The organism is Sporotomaculum syntrophicum, from assembly GCF_009932395.1.
Classification (GTDB): Bacteria; Bacillota; Desulfotomaculia; order Desulfotomaculales; family Desulfallaceae; genus Sporotomaculum; species Sporotomaculum syntrophicum.
The window spans coordinates 327,679-350,123 of the sequence record NZ_LSRS01000002.1 but is presented as its reverse complement, the minus strand read 5'-3'; the positions used below and the strand labels follow the sequence as shown (position 1 = coordinate 350,123).

General features: G+C 45.7%; 18 protein-coding genes. 1 reads left to right on the top strand and 17 read right to left on the bottom strand.

What is annotated here, in order from left to right; genetic code table 11:
* Window positions 1-36: 36 nt before the first annotated feature.
* From SPSYN_RS04015 to SPSYN_RS03995, 5 genes are all read right to left on the bottom strand, one after another.
* Window positions 37-825, bottom strand: coding sequence for a tyrosine-protein phosphatase (locus SPSYN_RS04015; RefSeq protein WP_161821208.1), 789 nt, complete (start codon window positions 823-825; stop codon window positions 37-39).
* Complete coding sequence (locus tag SPSYN_RS04010) at window positions 818-1,489, bottom strand: hypothetical protein (RefSeq protein WP_161821207.1); 672 nt, start codon at window positions 1,487-1,489, stop codon at window positions 818-820. Before SPSYN_RS04010 ends, SPSYN_RS04015 begins: the two co-directional genes overlap by 8 nt.
* 81 nt (window positions 1,490-1,570) lie before the next feature.
* Complete coding sequence (locus SPSYN_RS04005) at window positions 1,571-2,980, bottom strand: S-layer homology domain-containing protein (protein WP_161821206.1); 1,410 nt, start codon at window positions 2,978-2,980, stop codon at window positions 1,571-1,573.
* 261 nt (window positions 2,981-3,241) lie between these two features.
* Window positions 3,242-4,546 (bottom strand): LCP family protein, encoded by a 1,305-nt coding sequence (locus SPSYN_RS04000; RefSeq protein ID WP_243152898.1) that lies wholly within the window; start codon window positions 4,544-4,546, stop codon window positions 3,242-3,244.
* 108 nt (window positions 4,547-4,654) lie between these two features.
* Window positions 4,655-5,389 carry a WecB/TagA/CpsF family glycosyltransferase gene (locus tag SPSYN_RS03995; protein ID WP_161821420.1) on the bottom strand — a complete coding sequence of 245 codons (735 nt, stop codon included), beginning with the start codon at window positions 5,387-5,389 and terminating at the stop codon, window positions 4,655-4,657.
* Window positions 5,390-5,624: 235 nt separating this feature from the next.
* Between SPSYN_RS03995 and SPSYN_RS03990 the strand changes: the two genes are divergently transcribed.
* Entirely contained in the window at window positions 5,625-7,544 is a 1,920-nt protein-coding gene (locus SPSYN_RS03990; protein WP_161821205.1) for an FAD-dependent oxidoreductase, read from the top strand.
* Between the two features lie 4 nt (window positions 7,545-7,548).
* Here SPSYN_RS03990 and SPSYN_RS03985 read toward each other — a convergent pair whose 3' ends face one another.
* From SPSYN_RS03985 to gmd, 12 genes are all read right to left on the bottom strand, one after another.
* The gene (locus SPSYN_RS03985) at window positions 7,549-8,169 is read right to left on the bottom strand and encodes a stalk domain-containing protein (RefSeq protein ID WP_279279244.1); all 621 of its coding nucleotides are present in this window, start codon (window positions 8,167-8,169) and stop codon (window positions 7,549-7,551) included.
* A gap of 114 nt (window positions 8,170-8,283) precedes the next feature.
* Window positions 8,284-10,245, bottom strand: coding sequence for a DUF5693 family protein (locus SPSYN_RS03980; protein WP_161821203.1), 1,962 nt, complete (start codon window positions 10,243-10,245; stop codon window positions 8,284-8,286).
* Between the two features lie 133 nt (window positions 10,246-10,378).
* Window positions 10,379-10,846, bottom strand: a complete 468-nt coding sequence (locus SPSYN_RS03975) for a hypothetical protein (protein ID WP_243152918.1) — start codon at window positions 10,844-10,846, stop codon at window positions 10,379-10,381.
* A gap of 130 nt (window positions 10,847-10,976) precedes the next feature.
* On the bottom strand, window positions 10,977-12,026 hold the full coding sequence (locus SPSYN_RS03970; RefSeq protein WP_161821201.1) for a copper amine oxidase N-terminal domain-containing protein: 1,050 nt from the start codon (window positions 12,024-12,026) through the stop codon (window positions 10,977-10,979).
* 108 nt (window positions 12,027-12,134) lie between these two features.
* A complete protein-coding gene (locus SPSYN_RS03965) occupies window positions 12,135-13,523 on the bottom strand; it encodes a phosphohexomutase domain-containing protein (protein ID WP_279279237.1) in 1,389 nt (462 codons plus the stop codon).
* A gap of 22 nt (window positions 13,524-13,545) precedes the next feature.
* Complete coding sequence (locus SPSYN_RS03960; RefSeq protein ID WP_161821200.1) at window positions 13,546-14,595, bottom strand: glycosyltransferase family 2 protein; 1,050 nt, start codon at window positions 14,593-14,595, stop codon at window positions 13,546-13,548.
* 28 nt (window positions 14,596-14,623) lie between these two features.
* The gene (locus tag SPSYN_RS03955) at window positions 14,624-16,879 is read right to left on the bottom strand and encodes a hypothetical protein (protein WP_161821199.1); all 2,256 of its coding nucleotides are present in this window, start codon (window positions 16,877-16,879) and stop codon (window positions 14,624-14,626) included.
* Between the two features lie 43 nt (window positions 16,880-16,922).
* Entirely contained in the window at window positions 16,923-17,831 is a 909-nt protein-coding gene (locus SPSYN_RS03950; protein ID WP_161821198.1) for a hypothetical protein, read from the bottom strand.
* Between the two features lie 17 nt (window positions 17,832-17,848).
* Window positions 17,849-19,231 (bottom strand): mannose-1-phosphate guanylyltransferase/mannose-6-phosphate isomerase, encoded by a 1,383-nt coding sequence (locus SPSYN_RS03945; protein WP_161821197.1) that lies wholly within the window; start codon window positions 19,229-19,231, stop codon window positions 17,849-17,851.
* A 59-nt stretch (window positions 19,232-19,290) separates the two neighbouring features.
* Complete coding sequence (locus SPSYN_RS03940; protein ID WP_161821196.1) at window positions 19,291-20,463, bottom strand: glycosyltransferase family 4 protein; 1,173 nt, start codon at window positions 20,461-20,463, stop codon at window positions 19,291-19,293.
* Window positions 20,460-21,374 (bottom strand): GDP-mannose 4,6-dehydratase, encoded by a 915-nt coding sequence (locus tag SPSYN_RS03935; protein ID WP_279279243.1) that lies wholly within the window; start codon window positions 21,372-21,374, stop codon window positions 20,460-20,462. Before SPSYN_RS03935 ends, SPSYN_RS03940 begins: the two co-directional genes overlap by 4 nt.
* A gap of 20 nt (window positions 21,375-21,394) precedes the next feature.
* Entirely contained in the window at window positions 21,395-22,429 is a 1,035-nt protein-coding gene (gmd, locus tag SPSYN_RS03930; RefSeq protein WP_161821195.1) for a GDP-mannose 4,6-dehydratase, read from the bottom strand.
* Between the last annotated feature and the right edge of the window lie 16 nt (window positions 22,430-22,445).

The window sequence follows — 22,445 nt, the reverse complement described above, 5'->3', positions numbered from 1 at the left end:
TCAACGGTAAATATTATTTTTCCTGCCTGGTCCTCCCTATTTACTCCACAGCCGGCTCCAAAAACCGCGCTTTTTTAACCCGCTGGTTTGTATAAGTTTTGGTGAGACCTGCAAGGGGGCACCGCTAAGCAGAAGCCTGGGATTAATAGCAGTTAACAATTCGCCCACGTTCGGGTCATAATCCCCTGCAGTGATTAGGAAATCAGACAAGGCGGGGCCGCGGGCACCGTCACCGTGGGCGTCGCTGCTGATAAAGCTGTAGCAACCCTCACGCAGGTAAGTTAAAGCTACCTGGCGCACCCGTTTCCCGAATAAACCGGAAAAGCTGCGCGCAGTTCCCTGGCACAGAGCCCCCCGGTCCAGCAGGGGCAGCAATTTGCCCGGATCCCGCAGGAAGTCGCCGTTGCGCTCGGGATGGGCTATGACGGGTGTTACCCCTTGAAGGCAGATTTCAAACAGAGCCTGTTCCGCGAATACCGGTATACCCATGGCCGGGAGTTCCACGAGCAGGTACCTGCCGTTGTTCGCCAGGGTAAGCACCTCCCCTGCAGCTAGTCCTTCCGCCAGGTCAGGCTCCAGCAAGTATTCTGCTCCGGGGTACACATGTAAACCAATTTCGCACTGCTGCAGGTGACTTTGGAACTCCTGCACGGCTGCCAGTATGCCTGCTTTGTCGTTGTCATACAGGCCGGGCGCCACGTGGGGAGTGGCCACAACCGCACTGGTACCCGCATCCAGGGCCAGGCGGGCCATGGCTGCGGCTTTCTGCAGGGTGGCGGGACCATCATCGATTCCCGGAAGGATATGTATATGCAGGTCAATCATTTATTAAGCTCGCCACCTGTTTAAGCATTTCTTTGCGCGTTTCACTTTTCTGCCGCTCGTATTCATTTTCCGCCTGTTGGACTAAATCCGTGGGCAGTTCATCGGCCATTAGCTCGGATTTCATAATCGCCAGCAGGCCGGCAAATTCCGCATCGGCTTGCTTTTCCAGGCTGCGGGCTGCACCGATATACTGCCGGGCCAGGGCAGGCACGGATATATCCAGATTGCCACTCCGGCTGGCCTGGTAGTCCTGCCAGGCAGACTGAGCCAGCCGCTGCAACTCCTGCCGGTAAGCGGTTTCGAGCCTGTTGAACAGGTTAAGATATTTATTCTGAATAAACAGCAGTTTTCCTTCTCTGGTCAGACCGCTCGGGGCAGGCTCGTATAAATCCGCCACCATTTCACCCTGGCCGTATGCCGGGGGCGTTGATCCCCGGGGGGACCCGAATACATAACCGCCGCCTGTGTCTTCACTTGTACTCAGAGCGACCAGATGCTCCATAGGAATATAGGAAATAGGCTGAAACCGGTTGGTATTGCTAAAACTAACCAGGCCCACCGCCACTATACATAAAACCACGGCCAGCACAACCGCCCACCAGTACCTGGGTATTTTAATGCTTCTGCGATGCTTTCTTCTCTTTTTGTGTTTTTCCCGTGGCAATGTTGTCCCTCCATTAAAAAATGCCCCTGGGGAAAAAAACCGGCAAGGGGCATTCTGGAACTTGTCGTTTTTTATTTAGGCTTAGACAGCTTTATCAAGAATTACCGTTAAGTTAACGTCTACGGTTCTGCTATTGCCAGCAAGCGTACCTTTAATGGTTGCCTGTTTGCCCAGTAGGGTACGCAGGTACCACATACTTATACCGTCATCCTGGGGATCAAGCTCGTCAAGGTATTTAAGCAGATCCAATTTTTCCTCTTTACCGGCTGCCAGTGTCTGAATTTGGAGTTTGCTCTGCACCAGGTTAAGCATGTCACCATAATCCCCATTAATACCGGTTACTTTTAATTCCGCGACTTCGCTGCAAGTTACCGTACCGCCGATTACGTAATCATAATCACCATATTCGCTTAAATCAATTGTCCCCTTCAAACCGTCACTGTTGAGGGTTACGGGTATCGTTATGTTATCGTTATTATCACCCTGGGGATTAATTGTAATTGTTGCGGCTGTTAATTTAGGTGTTGTGCTGTAGCTACCGCCACCGCCTGAACTAGTCCTGGTTAATTTTAGTTCTACATTGGTGTATTTTGATTCCTCTACTTCGATATCGTTTTTACTAGTTTTTCTATTACTAGAGCTGGCTGTAATATCATACTTACCAGGGGCTAGCTTAAATTCAAACTCGCCATCTTCGTTGGTATATTCTGTTTCAAGCACATTATTGCTATTTGCTTTATAAACCTTGACTGTTGCGTTTTCTACCGGCTCGCCGTTATAAATCACAGTTCCCTCAATACCACTGTTATCATCATCGTTTATTATTTCATCGCTGCTTTCACTTCTGCCGTCACTGCTGCCATCACCGTCGCAATCTCCAGGGACTCTGTCATCTAAAGCCCTGTCTAGAACGGCCAGTGTCTCAGCACGAGTGATCCCCCTTGCGGGTTGGAAGGCGCCGTTAGGCATACCGATAAATACACCATTATCTACATTAGCTCCGACATAGCCCCGCGCCCAGTCGGCAATACTGTCCTTATCCGTGAGTTTATCCAACTCATCGGTGGTTTCATCAAGGTTCAGCAGTCTGGCTAAAATAGCGGCTACTTCTTGTCGTGAAATACCATTGTTGGGCTTAAATAAATTATCAGGATAACCCTCAATATAGCCTGCAGCTTTGGCGACAGCCACGTCCTCGTAATACCAATTGCTTGAGCGCACATCGGTGAAACCTGGATCAGTGTTGCTTTCTTCTATGCAGAATGCCCTGTTAATCAACGTCACAAACTCTGCCCTGGTCACTTGCCTGTTCGGCTTAAAAGTGCCGTCCGGGTAACCATTGATCATCCCCAGTGAAGACCATTCATCAATTATATCCTCAGCCCAGTGTCCCTGCACATCACTAAAAGAGGCCGCCCAAGCGCCGCCACCTGCCGTTAACGCTAGGCAGAATGCCACTACCAGTACCACCATAAATCTTTTCTTTAACAATTAACCTCTCTCCTTTCATAGAATTAGTGTCCGCTCTCCAACAACGCCTATTTTTTAAAACTGGCCGTTATGTAAGCAGTTAATCTTACGACAGAATCATAATAGCAATATTAATTAATAATTCAACACTCCTTTTTTTTCCCCTGCAAATTAAAGAAAACTTAACAAATTTTTCTTTAACTTTATTGCTAAAATAAAACCACACCCGTTCATGACAAATCACAGGCGAGTGTGGTAATTCTAATTTCTACTGTTAATCTCCTATGGATAAGTATTAATAATGACATCTACATGCTCGCTCGGTTCAAGTTCCGGCTGGTTAGTTGACTCGGGTAAGGCAGGAGCAAATATGTCTGTAACCGGTTCCTCCAGCGACTGCTGCTCATTGTTTGTATATGCTCCACCGTTATCGCCTTCAGTGAGTGGATCCTCTTTGCTGTCCTCATTTATATATTCGCCGGTATACGGCTCGTCATAATCCTGGGTGTCATAGTCGTATTTATAGTTGTTATTTGTTGTATTGCCGGATTCAGCCCCGGAATCATTCTCCTTCGCCTGCTCAACCGGCCTAACATTTTCCAGGGCCACCTGGGTGGGCTTTTGGCCGTCCTTGAGTGCCCCCTGCACCACTTCAACAACCTTGCCTTCTTCAAATAAAGCTGTGGCTACCTGCTTGGCCGTTGAAGGATCAACATACCAGTAGCTGGCCCCGTGTTCATCTAAAAACCAACCCGGCATGGTTTGGGTGACTATTTGTACGTTATTTAAATTTTTCGCTGCCTTGGCCAGGGCAATCATTTGCGACAGCCCTAAATTGGTATCTACATTTTTATAGATTTCGGGCACCAGCTTGGGCAGCTTGGCGATTGAACTGGGCTGCATCGCTTCATTGCCGATGGCCTTCAATAATTTAAGCTGGCGCTGGGTTCGGGAAATATCACCCAGCTCGTCATTGCGGAAACGGGCATACATTAAAGCCTGGGTACCATTAAGCCTCTGCACTCCTTTGGTCAAGTGAATATCGTAGACACCGTTATAAAGCCCTTCAGCATAATCCATGTTCTTTTCCACATCCACCGTAACCCCGCCCAGGGCATCCACGATATCCTTAAACCCGTTAAAGTTAGTGAGCACATAGTAATCCACATTCACGCCTGTAAGCTCGGACACCTCTTGCATAGCCAGCTCGGGGCCTCCGAAAATATTAGCTGCATTGATTTTATTAACTCCGTGGCCCGGAATATCTACTTTAGTATCGCGGGGGATGGAGAGCAGCGCCAACCTGTTTTCCTTGTTATTGATGTTAGCCAGGATTATGGTATCTGTACGCTGGCTTGCATCATCGCTGCGTTCATCGACACCCATCATCAGCACATTGATACCCGGCATTTTGGCCAAGTCTCCGGCATCATCGTCACTTAAGTCCACCAGGGATTTGCCGGTTAATAATGGCCAAAGCAAGCTGTTCGCAGCCGCAAAGCCACCGGCAAACAGACCGGCCAGCACTATTAAAAATACTGCCAGGCGCAGTTTGCTTTTTAGTTTCCTTCTTTTTCTTTCAGACATACTTGCAGACACGCCTCCCTTTTGCCACCACCCAAATAGTTAACCGGGTGAAATAACCCACACCGACATAATATATCTTTCCAGGGTTTTCTTCAATTAAAATTATCCTTATTTGCGGCTGAATCGGTAGGTTTTCAGCACCAGCCAGGCAAACTTTGGAAGCACCAGCATGCGCCGCCAGCGCGACGGTTCCTTGAGCAGCCGGCCCAGCCATTCAATTTTTAATTTCCGCATCCACAGGGGCGCTCGTACCACCCGGCCGGAGATTACGTCCATACTACCGCCAACCCCGATAGCTACCATAGAACCCAGGTGCTCAATATGGCGGTCAATCCATTTTTCCTGGGCCGGCGCACCCAGGGCCACAAAGAGCAGCTGCGGCGCCGCTTGTTTTATGGCCTGCGCCAGGCCTGCTTCCTCATCAGGTTTAAAATAGCCATGCCGGGTCCCGGCCACCTGCAGCCCTGGATAACGGCGGATTAAATTGGCCGCAGCCTCTTCAGCCACCCCGGGCGCGGACCCCAGCAGGTATATGGACCACCCTTTGGCGGCAGCCCGTTCCACCAGGCGCAGCATCAAGTCTATACCGGTAACCCGCTCCGGGAACGGCAAGCCCGCCACCCGGCCGGCCCAGACGATGCCCTCCCCGTCGGCAGTAACCAGGTCGGCCCGGTTGATTAGCTCCAGCAAGGTATGGTCAAACTGCACAGCCCGGTAAAGGATTTCGGGGTTCAGGGTAATCACCCTGCGCGGGCCCCCGGCCTTGATTAATTCCGCTACCCGTTCAACACATTGCTCCATGGTTAGGCTGTCAACTGGCACATTGAGTAGTTCAACTCTCATCATATCACCCGGTATATAATTTTAGACGTATTAGGCAGTATTTTGTTGCGTAAAAAAATTTGAGCAAGATAACAGGTTCTAGTTTTTATTCGACAAGTCTGTCGTATTTCCTGCCCATTTGCTTGTCCTAGCCGAAACCATTCTATGTAAGCAGGCTAACCGACTCTATCAAATAAAGGTTTTATGTTATATAATGACGGAGTAAAAAAGGATATTGTTATGAAAAGGTGAGCAAATGAAGCGTCACATATTATGGGCTGTCCTGCTAATCACTGCAGTTACAGGCTTATATTTTTTATTGGACAGGCGTCCGGAGCCTGCACCCATGGTTCCGACACCGCCGGATGCACCCGCAGCCCGGGACCGGCACTACGATTTAATTGTGGTGGGCAGTGACCCTGAAGGGGTTGCCGCAGCTGTGTCCGGGGCCAGGAATGGGCTAGCTACACTGCTGGTGGATACCCGTCCAGTGCTGGGTGGCTTAATGACCCGTGGCTGGTTAAATACCATTGATATGAACTATGCTCCCGGGGGAGGGATTTTAAATAAAGGAATTTTTCTTGAGTTCTTCGAGCAGGTAGAAGGCGATTCCTTTGATGTCGGTACCGCCTTGAAAGTATTTAATCAACTGGTTGAAAATGAACCCAATATTCATGTTTTGCTCGGTGCGGCCACAATCAAGCCTGTCGTAGCTCCCAACACAGCCGGCAAAAGCCAAGTTACCGGTATTCTGGTCACTGAACAAGGCGGCGGTGAGCGGCCTTTCAATGCAAACATCGTCATTGATGCCACCCAGGATGCCGACCTGGCAGCCCTGGCCGGTGCAGCCTACAGCTTTGGCCAAAGTGATATGGGCTATGAGACAAGAAATATGGCTGTTACTCCAGTCTTCCAACTGAAGGGGGTCTCCAGACTGGATTGGCTTAAATTAGGCTTTAACCTTGCCCTCCAGAGGATAACGGGCACCCACTATGTCGGCATCAACATGGTCAGCGCCTGGGGCTTTGGCGAGGTGATGTCCAAGTACCGGCCCAGTAATGAACAAGTAGGGATACGGGGCTTAAACATTGGCCGGCAAAAAGATGGCACGGTGCTGGTGAATGCGCTGCATGTGTACAATATCAACCCGCTGGATAAGGAACAGCTGGCCTCGGCTCGTGTGCTGGCCGAGCAGGAGCTGCCGCTCATTGTTGAGTATTTCAGAGAGCATATTCCCGGCTTCGCCCACGCTGAACTGGTGGCTCTGGCGCCCGAATTCTATGTCCGGGAATCACGCCATATTTATGGTGAGTACCGGCTGACAGTGGATGATGTTTTGGAAAACAGGGATTTTCCCGACACGATAGCCTGCGGTTCCTACCCCATTGATATTCAGGCGCTGGACCCAAACTTTAAGGGGGCTATCGTCGGGGTGCCGAAGCAATACGGAATACCACTCCGGGCGTTAATTCCTCAAAATATAAATGGATTAATGGTCGTAGGCCGGGCTGCCAGCTTTGATTCTTTGGCTCACGGCAGCGCCAGGGTGCTCCCGGTGGGGATGGCCGCCGGCCAGGCCGCCGGAGTGGCCGCCGCGTTGAGTATCGATAAGGGTGTTCCAGTAAGCGAGCTCAGTAAGCACAAAGTTTATCTTACTGAACTGCGGCAGCGGTTAAACCAACAGGGGATGGAGCTCAAGCCCTTCCAGTACCAGGCGCCGGAAACTAAGCACTGGGCTTACCCGGGTTTAAAATTGGTACGAAGTTACGGTCTGGTCTTTGGCGGCTATGAGAATGAATATGATTTAGATGAGGAAATGAGTGAGGCAAAGTTTATTAACTTGCTGCACTGGCTAACCAAGCTTACCGCTGTGGATATAAAACCACCACTGCTTTATACCGAAGGCAATGCTTTAACGCTTCAGGACATTTCCTACATGCTGCTACAGTATTTAGACCAAAAGAATTTAACTAAGGAGCAGGCTTATCAATTTTTATTAAAGCAGGATTTCTTTGATAACCAGGTGCTGGAGCAGATTAAAGAGAATAATGGGATTATTACCAATGGCACTGCTTATATGATCTTAAAAAGTTATGTAGAAAAAAGAAAAGTGTTAAAAGTGCAACCCCTCGCCAGCTGCAAAAAAACAGGGAACACTGATGTGTGTTCCCCATAATTGCCTAGTATTTAGCTTTAAAGCCAATAAAGTCTATCCTGGTTTCCGCTAAATTGTCCATTTGGACAATTATTTGCCTGGATTTAACTGCCGGCTTAATGGTGATCGGGATGGGCTTTTGCCCTGATTTCAGGGTGCCCTGCCAGATTATTTCTTTATCCAGCATAATTTTCACTTTAACCGGCTGGACATTTTCCTTATTTCCATCATCCAGAGCAATAGAACCGCTAATCTCCTTAATATACTTCTGACCTACATTAAAGGTCATATCGGCCTCTTTCCAGCCCTTCATGCCCACTACATGAAAACCCTGCTCATAGACAGTACCATTAACTTGTGACTCGCCTACCCGCCAATTGACGCCATGGACAGAGGGTGGAGCCAGGTATGGGAGCAGCAAACCTTGTTTGCCGCTGCCAATCAACACCAGGTTGTCCTGCCAGGCGACTTCTTTATCCAGAGCTTCCGCCACCGTGCGCAGAGGCACATATACACGACCATTCAGCAGAAAGGGTTCATCCGTGTCGAGCAAAAGAGCGCCATCTACCACAACTCTGATGTTCGAGAACAGCACCTGGACATTTCTTTTCGCTTCACTGGTAAAGGATACCGCCGAACCAAAAATTAAGGCACCAACAATAACGCCGCTAATAAACGACCAAGACTTTCTTAAGTTAACCTCCCCCTTTGTATATTATTTGATATCTATATTAACCCTTCCACTTCTCATCACCGGCCATTAATCCCTTCGCAGCCGGCCCCGGTGATTAACCAGCAGGGCTTCGCCAAAGCGCCAGAGAGCAATCAGTATCAGGCCGATAAGTATTCCCAGCCAAAGGCCGTGCAGGCTGCGCAGTAATGAAATAACCAGCGGTGTGTGGATATGGGCATATGTGTTGACCAGGGAAATTTGACCAATAGCCCCGCCCAGCAACAGCGGTAGATACTTGTTGTTCCGGTACCCCAAGTATAACATCAGCAGCAAAAGCGGGTGTCCCAGCAGAAACTCTTTGGTGCGGGGACGCACGCCGAGCAGATTATCCAGCAAGGCACGAAACTGCAATTCCCAGTTAGATATCGCCGCGGATTCGTTGCCTGTACGGGAGACATAAACCATCAGCGCCACTAAAAGCAACCCGCCAATCAGGACAAACTTGACCAGAACCGGCTCTTCCAGCAGTTCCTGCAGTTTACGCTGCCAGCCGCCGCCATCCTTAGCGACTTTAAAGAAGAAGATCACCACCAGCAGCAGTAATGGCACCACGTGGGCCAACTTAACACCGGAAAACTGGTCCAGTTTCAGCATAAAGCCGATATCACCCAACAAGCCCACCATCAATAAAGCCCCAACAAGTGAATAAACTGAAGTGCGCAACAGCATCAGGATACTTTGGCCCACCGAAGTCCCGCCCTGCCTTACATTCACCATCAAGGACAGGGTGGGGAAAACCACCACCGCGATAAAGGCCATTATTTTACGAGCCGGGGTAACCAGCTCAACGGCCAGCATGCCGGTCCAGGCCAGAAGACCCAGCAAACCAATACCCATGGCTGCCCTGTTCCAGCCCAACATTATCACCAGCAGCATTGCCCCGGCAATTACCCCCAGCCCGGTCACAAACAGGACCAGCCGTGAATTGTGCATGGGCTGCAGCTCCGACGCCTCTCCCACCTGCAGTCCCTCGGCTTCGAGATTGTCCCGTGTGGCCTGAGCCAGCTGGAGGTTAAAGGCCAGCATATCCGGCTCATCGCTTTTCATGTAGGAATGCAGCAGCAAAACCCTGATATTGCGTTCCGCAGCCGCCAGGTTAAAGCGGTCCACCATCTCAGCAATATCGTAATTTTTCTTGTTATCTTCCTCCAGGGACAGCGTGTGCAGCCTGACCACGTTTTTATCCAGCAGCAGTCCCAGGTTGGCCAGGCCTTTCTGGGTGGTAAACTCAATCTGCACCAGGGGAACATCCAGCTCTAAAATTAAATACGAAAGCAGCCTGATATTTTTGGGGTAACCTGGCAGTACCGGATCATTAAATAATATCCCGGAAAGATTAGGTATTTTTTTTAGCTCCCGCAAAACATAGGTCAATCCGGCCGGGGTTACTTGATTCCATGAGCGCACTTGAACCATTGTATCTAACCCGGCTGCATTTATTTCCTCTAATGCACCGGACGGGAAGCCCAGACCCATTTGTTCAAACAAGCCCCAATGATAAGCTACCTCGATAATATAAATATTCGTCCCTTCTCCACCAGCCCAGGAACGAACCGCTACTTGCTTGGCCTGCAACTGGCCCAGCACCCTTTGGAATACTGCGGAGTCACCTAGAAGCAAATACCGGCAATCAGGTTTAATCTGCGCCCTGAACTCCTCTCCAAACTGCTGCCAGAGGCTCGCATTACCCGGCAAGAGCAGTTCGCCTCCGGTACACAGCAGCAGTTCACCGTTAGCTTCGGCATCCCTGACAGTGGGCTCTTTAACTAAGACCGTACTTACTCCATTTTCTTTGAACTTACTAAGAACTCTCGCTACGCTCTGGCCATTCATACGGGCCAGTGCCGCTGCTTCATCATAAACAACTGTTATAGCTACACTTTGATTATTCTCTTCCAGCCCATGTCTCTGCCAGGCTGTATACCCGGCAGACAGCAGCGCTACCAGGATAATCCCGATTAACAAGGCCTTCCATTTACTTTCGTTCAAAACAATACCTCCAAAGGCAGATTCGCAATTATTTATTCATGCCTTATTATATCCGCCGGCGGCCAACCCAAGCATTCATAAAAACACCGGGCACTGTACATAGTGACACCGGTGTATTTTTTAGGTTTTCTCTTTACTGAACCAGAGCCGCTGCCTCAGATTCAAAGCCACGGTACATGATGGTAGCCGGTTTTTGTGCCTGGATACCACGGCCATCGGATCTGGGTACACTGAGCAGGTGATTATTGTCCACCACCTGGCCGGCCATGACGTTTTTACCATCCGTCAGGTCAGGGATGCCGCCGCTGCTGGGATCCACCACCACAGCACTGCCGCTGCGCACAATAATTTCGGTCCCGGCCTTGCCGATGAATTCCTGGCCAGCTTCCAGATTAACCACCGTCCAGGCTAAAGAACCGGAGCCGCCTTGAGAAGCCTGGCCACCTATGTAATCCTGCACATACTTAACTACAAAGCTTTTGGTGACCAATGGGTCATTGATGGAACCCGGATCAGCACTGTCGGCCGCCGCCAAACCGGCATATCCAATGACGACTGCCGCAATGAGCAGCAGGGTTAACGGCAGTGCTTTGAACTTCATATTTCTCACTATATATCAAACCTCCATTAATAAATATACGGTTCCCTATTTCGACAGTACCGCCTCATTTCCTGCAAGGTAAAAAGCCTCCCGCCGCAACCAAGCAGGAGACTCCAGGGCATGGTGTTCTTTAATTATTGTTATACCGGTAACTGCCTAGTCTTTCATTATCTTCGTCATAGAAATATAACCTCACTGCTTCAACCGGAACGTCTTCATTTTCAAACTCGCCGGCTATAGCTTTGCCAATTTTATCCACAGCATCACTAATCTCGATTCTGTTTAATTCATCCCATCTTTCCGCGACATCGGCTGCTTCGGCTTCAAAGTTCACGTTAACAAGTTCTTTATCCTCTTCATAATCAAGCTCACCTATAGAAAATCTAATACCTTCTACTGAATACCTGTCACCTTCCAGGCTATCTATTACCTTTGAGGCATTAACTCCTTTGTAATTATTTATGATATATACATCCAACCGGTTTTTGCCTCTTTTGTAGAATTCCACTAAATCTTCATCATCCGTACTGTAAATCATACCGTCAACTACCGTATTGCTATTTAACTTAGCTTGGATTTCTTCCACCAGGTCTTCCACCCAGTTTTTAATTTCCCGTTCGGTTAAATCCTTCCACTCTTTTTTATAATCGTCAAGGTCAACTTCGACATCAACTTTCACAAAATCATCGTCACCCTTCAATGCGATTTCATCAATTTTTACATCTTCCAGTTCACCGTATTGATCCAGTAGTTTATCTTCAATTTTATCTAGATCATAATCTTCATCAGTATCTTCATCGTCTAATTTCGCCTGCAAAGCAGCGACTTGAGCTTTTAAGGCGACAATCTCCTGATTCTTTTGCGCTATTTGTACAAGCAAATCGGTGTTACTCGCGTTATTGTTACTGTTCCCGGTAATAACAACGGTTTTAGTTGAAGCTTCCCAGTTCACAGTGCTGTTCAATGCTTGTCCTGCAGCGCGCAGAGGCACAAAAGTGACCCCGTTCAATAAAAATGGCTCTTGATCGGCTGTTAAAGTAACCGCTTTCCCATTAGTGACTATCTTTACGTTATTATAATTAACTTGAATTTGTTTGTTGGCCACCGTTGCTTCCGCCATACTGCCAAAAACAAACAACATAAATGCCGCAATAACTAGAACCACAAATCTTTTTTTCATTAGCAAACTCCTCCTTAAAAATTCACTATTTAATTATTTGACGTAGGAGCTTGCTAAGTTGTTCCATAACCGCCAATAATAAAACAGTAATATAGAATAATGCTCGTATCAATGCTCAGCTACAGAATCAATAAATGCCAGGAGTTCATCTGTCTTTTGCTCAAGGAGATTATAATCACCCCTTGATTCAACATTCAATCTTAACAAAGGCTCGGTATTTGACATACGCAAGTTAAAACGCCATGTATCAAATTCCATACTCAATCCGTCTGTTCGATCAATAATTGGTTTCCCCATTGCATACTTTTGTTCTACACATCGCATAACCTCTTTTGGTTGAGCTACCACGCGGTTAATTTCTCCACTTGCTGGAAAACGGTTTATTCGTTCTCTAATTAACTCTGATAAATACTTTCCGTCCCGGCTCATCATTTCCAGAACCAGCAGCCAGGGAATCATGCCGCTGTCACAATAAGCAAAGTCTCTAAAATAATGGTGTGCCGACATTTCCCCGCCGTATAGAGCATTCTCCAAACGCATGCGCTCTTTAATAAAAGCATGCCCGGTTTTACTGAGTACAGGCAGACCACCGTGTTTTCGTACTAACTCCACAGTATTCCAAGTTAAACGAGGGTCATGTATTATCTTGCCCCCCGGGTAACGTTGTAAAAAAAATTTAGCTAATAAACCAACTATGTAATAACCTTCAATAAAATTACCCTGTTCATCAAACAAAAAGCACCGGTCAAAATCACCATCCCAAGCAATACCAATGTGCGCTCCCGATTCCTGTACCGCCTTTGCTGTTACCTCCCGATTTTCGGGCAATAAAGGGTTGGGAATACCATTAGGAAATGTTCCATCAGGCTCATGGTTAACTTTTATAAATTGAAAAGGCAGTTTTTGTTCCAATAAATCAACGACCGGCCCTGCACAACCGTTTCCAGCGTTCACTACTACTTTGAATGAGCTAAGAATGGATAGATCCAAGTATGATAAAAGGTGCTGCACATATTCAGCCATAATATCCTGGTGAATATGCTCCCCAAGACCGGCGCTAGAAACAAGACTTGGCGTGTAAGGAGCATAAATCACTTTTTCCATCAATTCATTCAACCCGCTGTCCCCACTAATTGGCCTGGCACCGGAACGAACCAATTTCATACCGTTATAGTCCTGAGGATTATGACTGGCTGTCACCATGATGCCACCGTCAAGTTCCATATAACATGTAGCAAAATAAATCTGCTCAGTTCCACATAGACCGATATCCATAACATCACAACCGCTTTCCATTAAGCCTTTGGTAAGCGCATTAACAAGGGTCGGGCTAGATGTTCGCACATCATACCCCACCGCTACTTTTTTAGCTTTAAAGAGATCTACATAAGCTCGCCCTATGCGATATGCCGTTTCTTCATTTAATTCTTCTGGGACCTTACCCCGAATATCATATGCCTTAAAAGCAGTGCGGCAGGCCTCAATTGATTTATACACTTTAAATCACTCCAAATATTAGCTAACTTTTATTTTCATCTTTTGCGGAGGCAATTTCATTATAACTAGACCCCAAAATCTCTATTCCTTTACGTGTAGTATTATTTGAATATAAAAAATTGTCCTTATCAATATCTGCATCTATTTTTCTAACTTTCGTTAAAATCATCTCATTAAGTTTTCTATTGTTAGCTATTAAATCAGCTAGTATGCCAAAAATAATTAACTGAAATCCCATAAGAAGAAGTACCGCCATAAGAATTAAGGATTGGATATGTCCTGTTCCTTGGCCTATAAAATAAAAAAATAAAAACCTAATACCAATTATTGTACCAAGAATCATGGAGAAGATACCCATACTTAAAAAGACTTTTAATGGTTGATACATGGTGTATATTCTAATAATAGTTGTTGCCGACCGTGATACATACTTTCTTACACTACCAAATAATCTCGATTCCCTAAGCTTTTCGTTGGTAGATATGGGAACGGATTCTATTCCCATTCTTCGATGGCCGGCAGAAATAATAGTTTCTAGAGTATAAGTATAATCTGATGTCACGTTAATCTGCAAAGCAGCATCACGGCTATAAGCCCTAAACCCACTTGTAGTGTCGGGAATATCTGTGGATGATGCTTTTCTAACTACCCAACTACCAAGTTTCTGCAATAAAATTTTTGTTTTAGAAAAATGTTCTATGGTTTCTACCTGCCTATCACCAATTACTATCTCGGCTCTACCCTCTATAATCGGCCTAATCAGTTTGGGAATATCCGAACCGTTATACTGGTTATCTCCGTCCGTATTTACGATAATATCTGCCCCTAACCTTAAACAAGCATCCAATCCTGCTGCAAAAGCCCTTGCCAGCCCTTTATTTTTTGGAAAACTTATGATATGCTCCACACCGATTTCTCTTGCAACCTCTACTGTTCTATCAGAGCTTCCGTCATCAATAATCATTATTTCGACCTTATCAACACCAGGTATAAACCTGGGTATATCAGCCACTGTTATAGGCAATGTATTTTCTTCGTTGTAGCAGGGGATTTGCACTATGAGTTTTTTCATTCAAAATCAGCCCTTTAAATGTATTAACTTAATCAACAGGACGAAGCGAGTAACCGTACAACTCAATATCCGCTAACTCGTCCACCCAAACCCGGACCTCCAAATCACTAATCGCTTTATCCAACACCACTGCTTTGTTCAGCAAAACGCTCGCATTACTCGAATTCACACCATCCAACTCTTCAAAGCGTGCAAAAGTGCACTGCCCTTTATCACCTACTACATCCGTAATCACCCTTCCGTTAGTTGAGTGGATTATACCGCGCAATTCTAACATGTAATTTCCTGCTTTCATTGGTTTATAGGGCCCAAATACCAAAAACCCGGATTGGCCGGTTGAACGCACTGCACCCGATACCCGCTTCCCTACTTGCGTCGGAATATCTTCACGTTTTGCCTCCCAGTTCAAGCATTGCGGAGGTTGGCAATCATATATCATAGAGACCTCACGGATGGCAGATTGAATGTGTTGCCTATTAGCGTCTGGGGAAAGAGATATTAATGTGTATAATTTTTCATTCTTTACATTAAACAAAGAGTCTTTTTCAAACATATCGACCATTTGCGAAAACTGTTCCTTCCGACTTATAATTTCATTTCTATTAGGAGGCCAAGCATGTGCACCCCAAAGCATATCGAAATATGGTATAACCACATAGTCAACTACATCATTCAAAAGAATAATTTTCAGTTCTTCGACAAAATATGGACCCGGACTGAAAAGCTGCATTTGTTTAATAGGCTGAGGCCAAGCTTTTCGAGCTATTTCAAGATTTTTGTCTCCTCCAATATTAAATGCACGGTAGTTACCAGTTGCGGCCAAATAATTTACGATAAAATCGTTACCCGGTGGTGCAAAAAGGACTCTTGCCCCCTTTCCCAAATAATCGGCTAAAGGAACAAAATCAGTATCCATCTGGTGCATTGCACTGTGATAATTCATTCCCTGTTTTAACCTGTTCGGGACATCCGGAAGGTTAGAAACAATTAAAAAAACAATAATTATGCTACTTATTAAAAAACCTATATTTGTTAACGAGATTGATATTACGAAGAGCACTGTAAGACCCCAAAGCGCTGTAAACATCAACCCCGACCAGCGATATGTTGCACGCATACTATTAAAACCAGGCACATGTTCGTAAATGACCGCATTACCTGTTGGTATTATTGCAACCTCAGGAGGCATCAACTGTCCTTGTACCAGAACCTTCCCATTCTCATCAACAGGACGAACAGAATCTACCTTTAAAGACGGGCCAAGCGAAAAATAAAACCCTATTAAAGCTACCAGCAACAATGGAAGAGCGTAACGATTCTTTCTCGCCAAGCAATAGCCAGTTACACCAACAATAATTAAAGGAAGTGCAAAGGTTGTCATCCATACTGAAGCATCGCCAAAGAAATCACTACTACTACGTGGAACGCTTATTCCCAGTGCGTCCCACAACCATCCAACCCCCTGACTTGGAATTAACAACATCACCAGATCAACTCCCCATCCACGGAAGAAACTCATAGGGGATGGAGAATACTCGGAAGTCCCGACATAAAGCGTGTAAAGCAAATAGGAAAGCAACGCAGAAAGTAAAATGACCGGCAATGACTGAAAAACAAGTAACTTTCTTGTAACATCTTTACGAATAAATGCTACAAACCAAATAAGCCCACAAGCAGCAAAAAACATTACAAATGTGTACCCATCCATAAACACGGAAAGTAAAAAAACCGCGGCAAACGTACAGACTGTAATCCACCAATCTTTAGAATATATTTTTATTTCAGGCAAACGGTAGATCACCATAAATGCGATATACAGATATAGCGGCAGTAATGCAAAACCGAAAGATAGCATTGAATACCTATCATGCCACCAAACAATTGGTAGAGTAAGGTATATTAACGACAGAAATGAACCTTGCACAAAACTGGTGCCTAGAAACTGGCAAAGCCTAATCGCCCCCCAGAGAGACAAGGCAAGCCACACAACTGCACCCAATGCATATGCATCTGCCGGGTGCATGCCAAAAACTGCTATGAATGCACTTTGCAAAAATGCACCTGCAAGACCGAATGCAATTGCAGCTTTATCGGGCAAACCGAAGTTTACTGCTTTAATGGAGGGCCAATCTGCATTTACAAAAGACTCTGCAAAACCTGAAGTCCATACTACTTGTCCTAATGTTGGTATCGATAAAAATGGAATTGTACCATATATCGATAAAATTATCAGAAACACAGTGACATAAGCCCCAAACGCTAACCATTTACTCTTTATAAACATATCTTACCCCTTAAAAAAATGATATGTCTGTCTAATAACACTTTTACAGGTCGTCGTACTTAACTGAAGATAATCCGTCAGCATTGGCATTAAATTCCTTTTTCCGCATGCCAAGCGCGATAAAATAATAAACTACATCTCCAACTACCGTCACGCTTCGCCCAAGTACAATGGCAGCAAGTAAATCAGCCTCACTGACTACAGTATGTAAAATGGCAAATAACACAAACTCCCGAACACCAGCGCCGGCTGGTGCGCCCGGTGTCACCAATCCAGCCAACCAGGCAACAACGTAAGCACCGCAAATTCCCGCGAACAGAGCGCTGATCTCTAAGTTGGAAGGAAGAATAATACATAAGACCACAAAAAAAACGGTTCCAGATAACACATGAAAAACAGCATAAATACTCATAGCCCTCGCAACCAAAGGACTAAACCAGCGATAGATAACGCATACACAAGCCAAGAAAAAAACGAAGAAGATGAACAAAGCTAACAAGCTCGTTATTTCCGCCACAAAAAAAGGTAAAACTAACAGAACAAACAAGCTGCCGGTAACTGATAATGTACCTAATTCCCAAATTGCTGACTTTGCCAGCGGCCAAGCGGGCAAACCTGCTGCTACACCAATTGCCTGTCGCCCGGCAAGGTGGAATATATTCCCCGGCACATATTTTGCGAGCTGCGAAGTGCCATGTGTCCATATAGCCCAACGGGTGTCTACTCTTAAATTCAAATGTTTAAGAAGATCACGCCAAGCAAACGCCAGTATGATACTAGCTAATCCATAAACCACTGCCAGACTAAGCAATGCAAGTAAGGTGCTCACACCAAACTCTGAAAACTTAATCTGATCAGCATACGTTACCAGTTTTATAACAACAAAAACTACACCGAGGGCGCCCAGTAACCCCCCTACCACATGAAGGTATCTTTTCATGTAATCAGTCATTAAAAACCACCTTAATATCAAACATTACCAGTTTCCCTGCCAAAATCATCATCAATCCTGACTATATCGTTTTCTTCCAAATACTCACCAAGTTGCACCTCTATTACCTCCAGCAAAATCTTCCCAGGGTTTTCCAAACGGTGTTTGAGCCCTGACTTTACAAAAGTGCTTTCACCGCTTCTCACAAAAGACTCTACACCTTCTACGGTAACCATGGCTGTTCCCTTGACCACGATCCAGTGTTCGCTACGGTGGTGGTGCAGTTGATAACTTAGTTTTTTCCCCGGCAAAACAGTGATGCGCTTTATTTTATAAAATAGCCCTTCCTCTAAAATAGTATAAGAACCCCACGGCCGGTAAGTGGTCAAATGAAAATCCACCTTTGGGCTATTAGTGTTTTTCAACCTATCAACTACTTCTTTAACTTTTTGTGATTGGTCTTTTTTACATAATAACAACGCATCCTTTTGATCAACCACAATTAAATCCTCAACACCAATTAACGCTACGGTTTTATCCTTATTGGTGTAGAGAAGATTATTTGATGAATCAATTAATATGTCACCATTAAAAGTAATATTTCCGTTTTCATCTCCGTTAAATCTTTCATATAAAGCATCAAAACTCCCCAGATCACTCCACCCAATATTTAAAGGAATAACCGCCACCCGTTCAGTCTTTTCCATGACACCGTAATCTATGGATATACTAGGTGTTCTTTCATATATTTCATCAATATCGCTTGATTTAAAAGCCTCATAAACTTCTGGGTTATGCTGTTTTATTTCTTCTGTAAAAACATCCGTATGGAACATGAACATACCACTATTCCACAGATAACCATTTTCTACGTAATATAGTGCTGTTTCATAATCCGGTTTTTCTTTAAATTCATCTACTGTATAACCTTGCTCCAAAGGCAATGCAGGCTTAATATAACCGTAACCTGTATGTGGTTTGTCTGGACGTATCCCGAAAGTAATTAAATATTTCCCAGCTATATTTTCACCTTGCTTGATGGTACGGATAAATTTCTCTTCATTGTCAATCAATTGGTCAGACGGGATCACTACTACTATATCATCACCCTGTTTTTGAATTTCTTTGATAGCATAATAAACAGCCGGAAGCGTATTTTTGCCTGACGGCTCGACTAAAACATGATTCACGTCGAATCTGTAGCCAAGCTCCTCAATTTGTCCCAGCACTAAAAACTTATAGTTGATGTTTGTTACTATGTAAATCTCCGCCAGACCAACGAGCTTAAGGCATCTTTCAAGTGTTAGTTGGAAAATAGATTTATCCATATTTCTTAGTTTTAAAAACTGCTTCGGATACTGGTTTCTACTAAGAGGCCACAGCCTGGTACCGCTGCCCCCGGCCAAAATAACAGCTTTCATAAGTAGTCCTCCCATTTTTCCTGATTGCATATATTAAAAAAACTTTAAGTTCTTGGAATTCATTTGTTTAGTGCAGCACGATAAGCCTCAACTGTCTTAGCAATACAAACTTCCCAACTCATTTCCGACACTCGACGAAGGCCTTCCTTAACAGCTTTAGAACGCCAGAATTCATCTTCTATCGCCGCTAATAAGCCATCCCGCAGATCATTCTCATTTTCAGGCTCAACAAGCCACGCAGCTCCATCTGCTACTTCCGGCATTGACGAACGGTTAGATGTCAGTACGGGAACTCCGCTAGCCATGGCCTCTGCAATGGGCAACCCAAAGCCTTCGTAAAGGGAGGGATAGACAAATAGCCTGCAACCTGCATAAAGCAAGGGTAACAAATCTTGCGAAACAAAACCCATATATTTCAGCCATCCTTCCTGGCAAGCTTGCATAATAGACTCATGAATGCCCTGACTGTTCCACCCGGGCTCACCCACCAACACAAGGGGCTGACAACGTCGAACATAAGCGGGAAGCTTTCGGTATGAATTGATCAGGCGTAATATATTTTTACGCGGCTCGATGGTTGAAACACAAAGACAATAACCGCCTGGCTGCAGGCCAAGCTTCCTGAGAGGTGTCCTAAGATCGGCCTCTGCTCTAGGCCTGAAAGCAACATCGACACCCAGAGGTATAGCGACAACCCTGTCTTCCGGGAGGTCAAAGTAAGATATTACCTCCGTCCTGATTGCCTGGGAATCAGTAATAACCAGCTTGGAATTTGCCACAGACCTGCTCATCAATCTATTGATTCGTGCAGCCCGGGGGGCTGGATGCCAGTCTTGATTAATATGGGTAGAGAGGTCATGTACCGTAACTACACAGGGTACATCTACCTCCGGCACAAAATAATTCGGCCCGTGAAAGATATCTATATCTTTTCTGTTTAGACTAGCTTTAGTAAGTAATGCTGCCAGTATATCGTAAACTCCACTTACAACCCGGTTCCGCCCAAGACAACGATATAGATTTTTAATTTTACAACCCTTACCCACCCCACCGGTATCATATCTAAGCCCAACCGCATTAATTTCCTCCGGAGTTCTCCAACGGCCATGTGCCAAGTAATGGACAGACTTAATACCTGCATGATTTGGCAAACGGGTGGCTAGTTCCCAAGTATACCTCCCAATACCAGTAAGGGGCGGTTTGATTGCATCCGCGGCCAGTACTACCCTCATTGCTTAGCTTCACCTGCAATGGCTCCGGTTAAGGACAGTTCAGATTCATACATCCATGCTAACGTTTCCTGCAAAGGACGCCTCGGTATATTACCAATGAGTGACTGCAACAAACTGTTTTCTCCCCTAAGTTCCTTAACCTCATTTAAACGCACAAATTCCGGATTGACACGGACTTTGATTTGGTGTCCGGTAATCTTTATCATCGTCTCCAAAACATACTGTAAAGAGTACGATATACCCGAACATATATTCACCACTACACCATGCGCCGGGCACTCGAGCAGGCGACGGTAGATAAGCGTTACGTCCCGTACATCGGACCAGTCCCGGGCCACATCAAGATTACCCAGTTCTATTTCCGGAGCCCGCCTGACAAAATGATTAACGATCTTGGGCGGCAAAAACATTGCCGTCTGACCTACACCTGTGTAGTTGAACGGGCGCGTTACCAAGATTGGCAGGCGGTCAAACCACAACCTAGCCATGTGTTCCATGGCCAGCTTGCTAACCGCATAATCACTTACCGGAGCAGGGATACAGGATTCCAAAATCGGCGATTGTGCTTGGTTCCCATAAACATGAGCACTACTGGCCAGTATGACCTTATACGGACAACATTTGCTGTCTTCAATCGCCTTTAAAAGGGATAAAGTTCCTAACAAGTTAGCCTGGTAAATCTCTCTTGTATTATCATGCACCGCAAAAGATATTCCGGCAAGGTGTATGATGACATCCGGCTTTACCTTCGCCAATATCTCTGTTAAACGCATTTGATCATTTATATCGCATAAATATTCTACTGCCCCATTAATACAGGTTTGCCGGTTTTCCAAACCAAAAACTTCATATCCATTTGCACCCAGTTCATCGACGAGGTAACGACCGGTAAAGCCTCCAAAACCTGTAATAAAAGCGCGTCTGTCAATACTCAGAAAGAGTACCCCCTTTCGTTGCGGCGCAGGTCTGCCTCTACCATCATTCGGCAGAGCTCCTCCAAAGAGGTTCTAGACTCCCAACCAAGCTGACGTTTGGCTTTAGAGGGATCACCAAGCAGTATGTCGACCTCGGCCGGACGGTAAAACTCAGGATTAACACGCACAAGCGTTTTACCGCTAGCTGTGTCTATGGCTGTTTCTTCTATTCCTTCCCCATGGAAGGTCAGCTCAATGCCAACTGCCCGAAAAGCCATGCGCACAAAATCCCTTACCGTTGCTGTCCGGTTAGTAGCCAGCACATAAGTGTCCGGTTGAGATGCCTGCAACATAAGCCACATACCCTGCACATATTCCTTAGCATAACCCCAATCACGTTTGGCATCGAGGTTTCCCAGTTCCAGGCAATCCAGTTGGCCTAGCTTTATCTTAGCTGCCGCGTCAGTTATTTTGCGTGTCACAAACTCAAGGCCACGCAGGGGTGATTCATGGTTAAACAAAATGCCGTTGCAAGCAAAAATATCATAACTTTCACGATAGTTTATTGCACTCCAATGAGCAAAGAGTTTGGCAACACCATATGGGCTACGCGGGTAAAATGGCGTTTCCTCATTTTGCGGAATCGATTGAACTTTACCAAACATTTCTGAGGTAGAAGCCTGGTAGAAACGAATCCGCGGGTTAACAATGCGAATAGCCTCCAGTAAGTTCAGCACTCCAAGACCGGTAATCTCCGCAGTAGTGATTGGCTGGTCGAAAGATAAGGCCACAAAACTTTGCGCCGCCAGGTTATATACTTCAGCAGCTTCTGTTTTTTGTAATAAACGGATGGCTGAGCTCAAATCTGTGAGATCGTACTCGACTAGATTAAGATTTGGATGTTTTGCTATGCCTAGTTCTTCAATACGCCAAAAATTTACCGAACTTGTCCGGCGATAGGTGCCATAAACTATATATCCTTTTCCCAGCAGCAGCTCAGCCAAGTAAGCACCATCTTGACCGGTAATGCCGGTGATTATCGCTGTCTTCATGTTTCTTTTCTCTCTC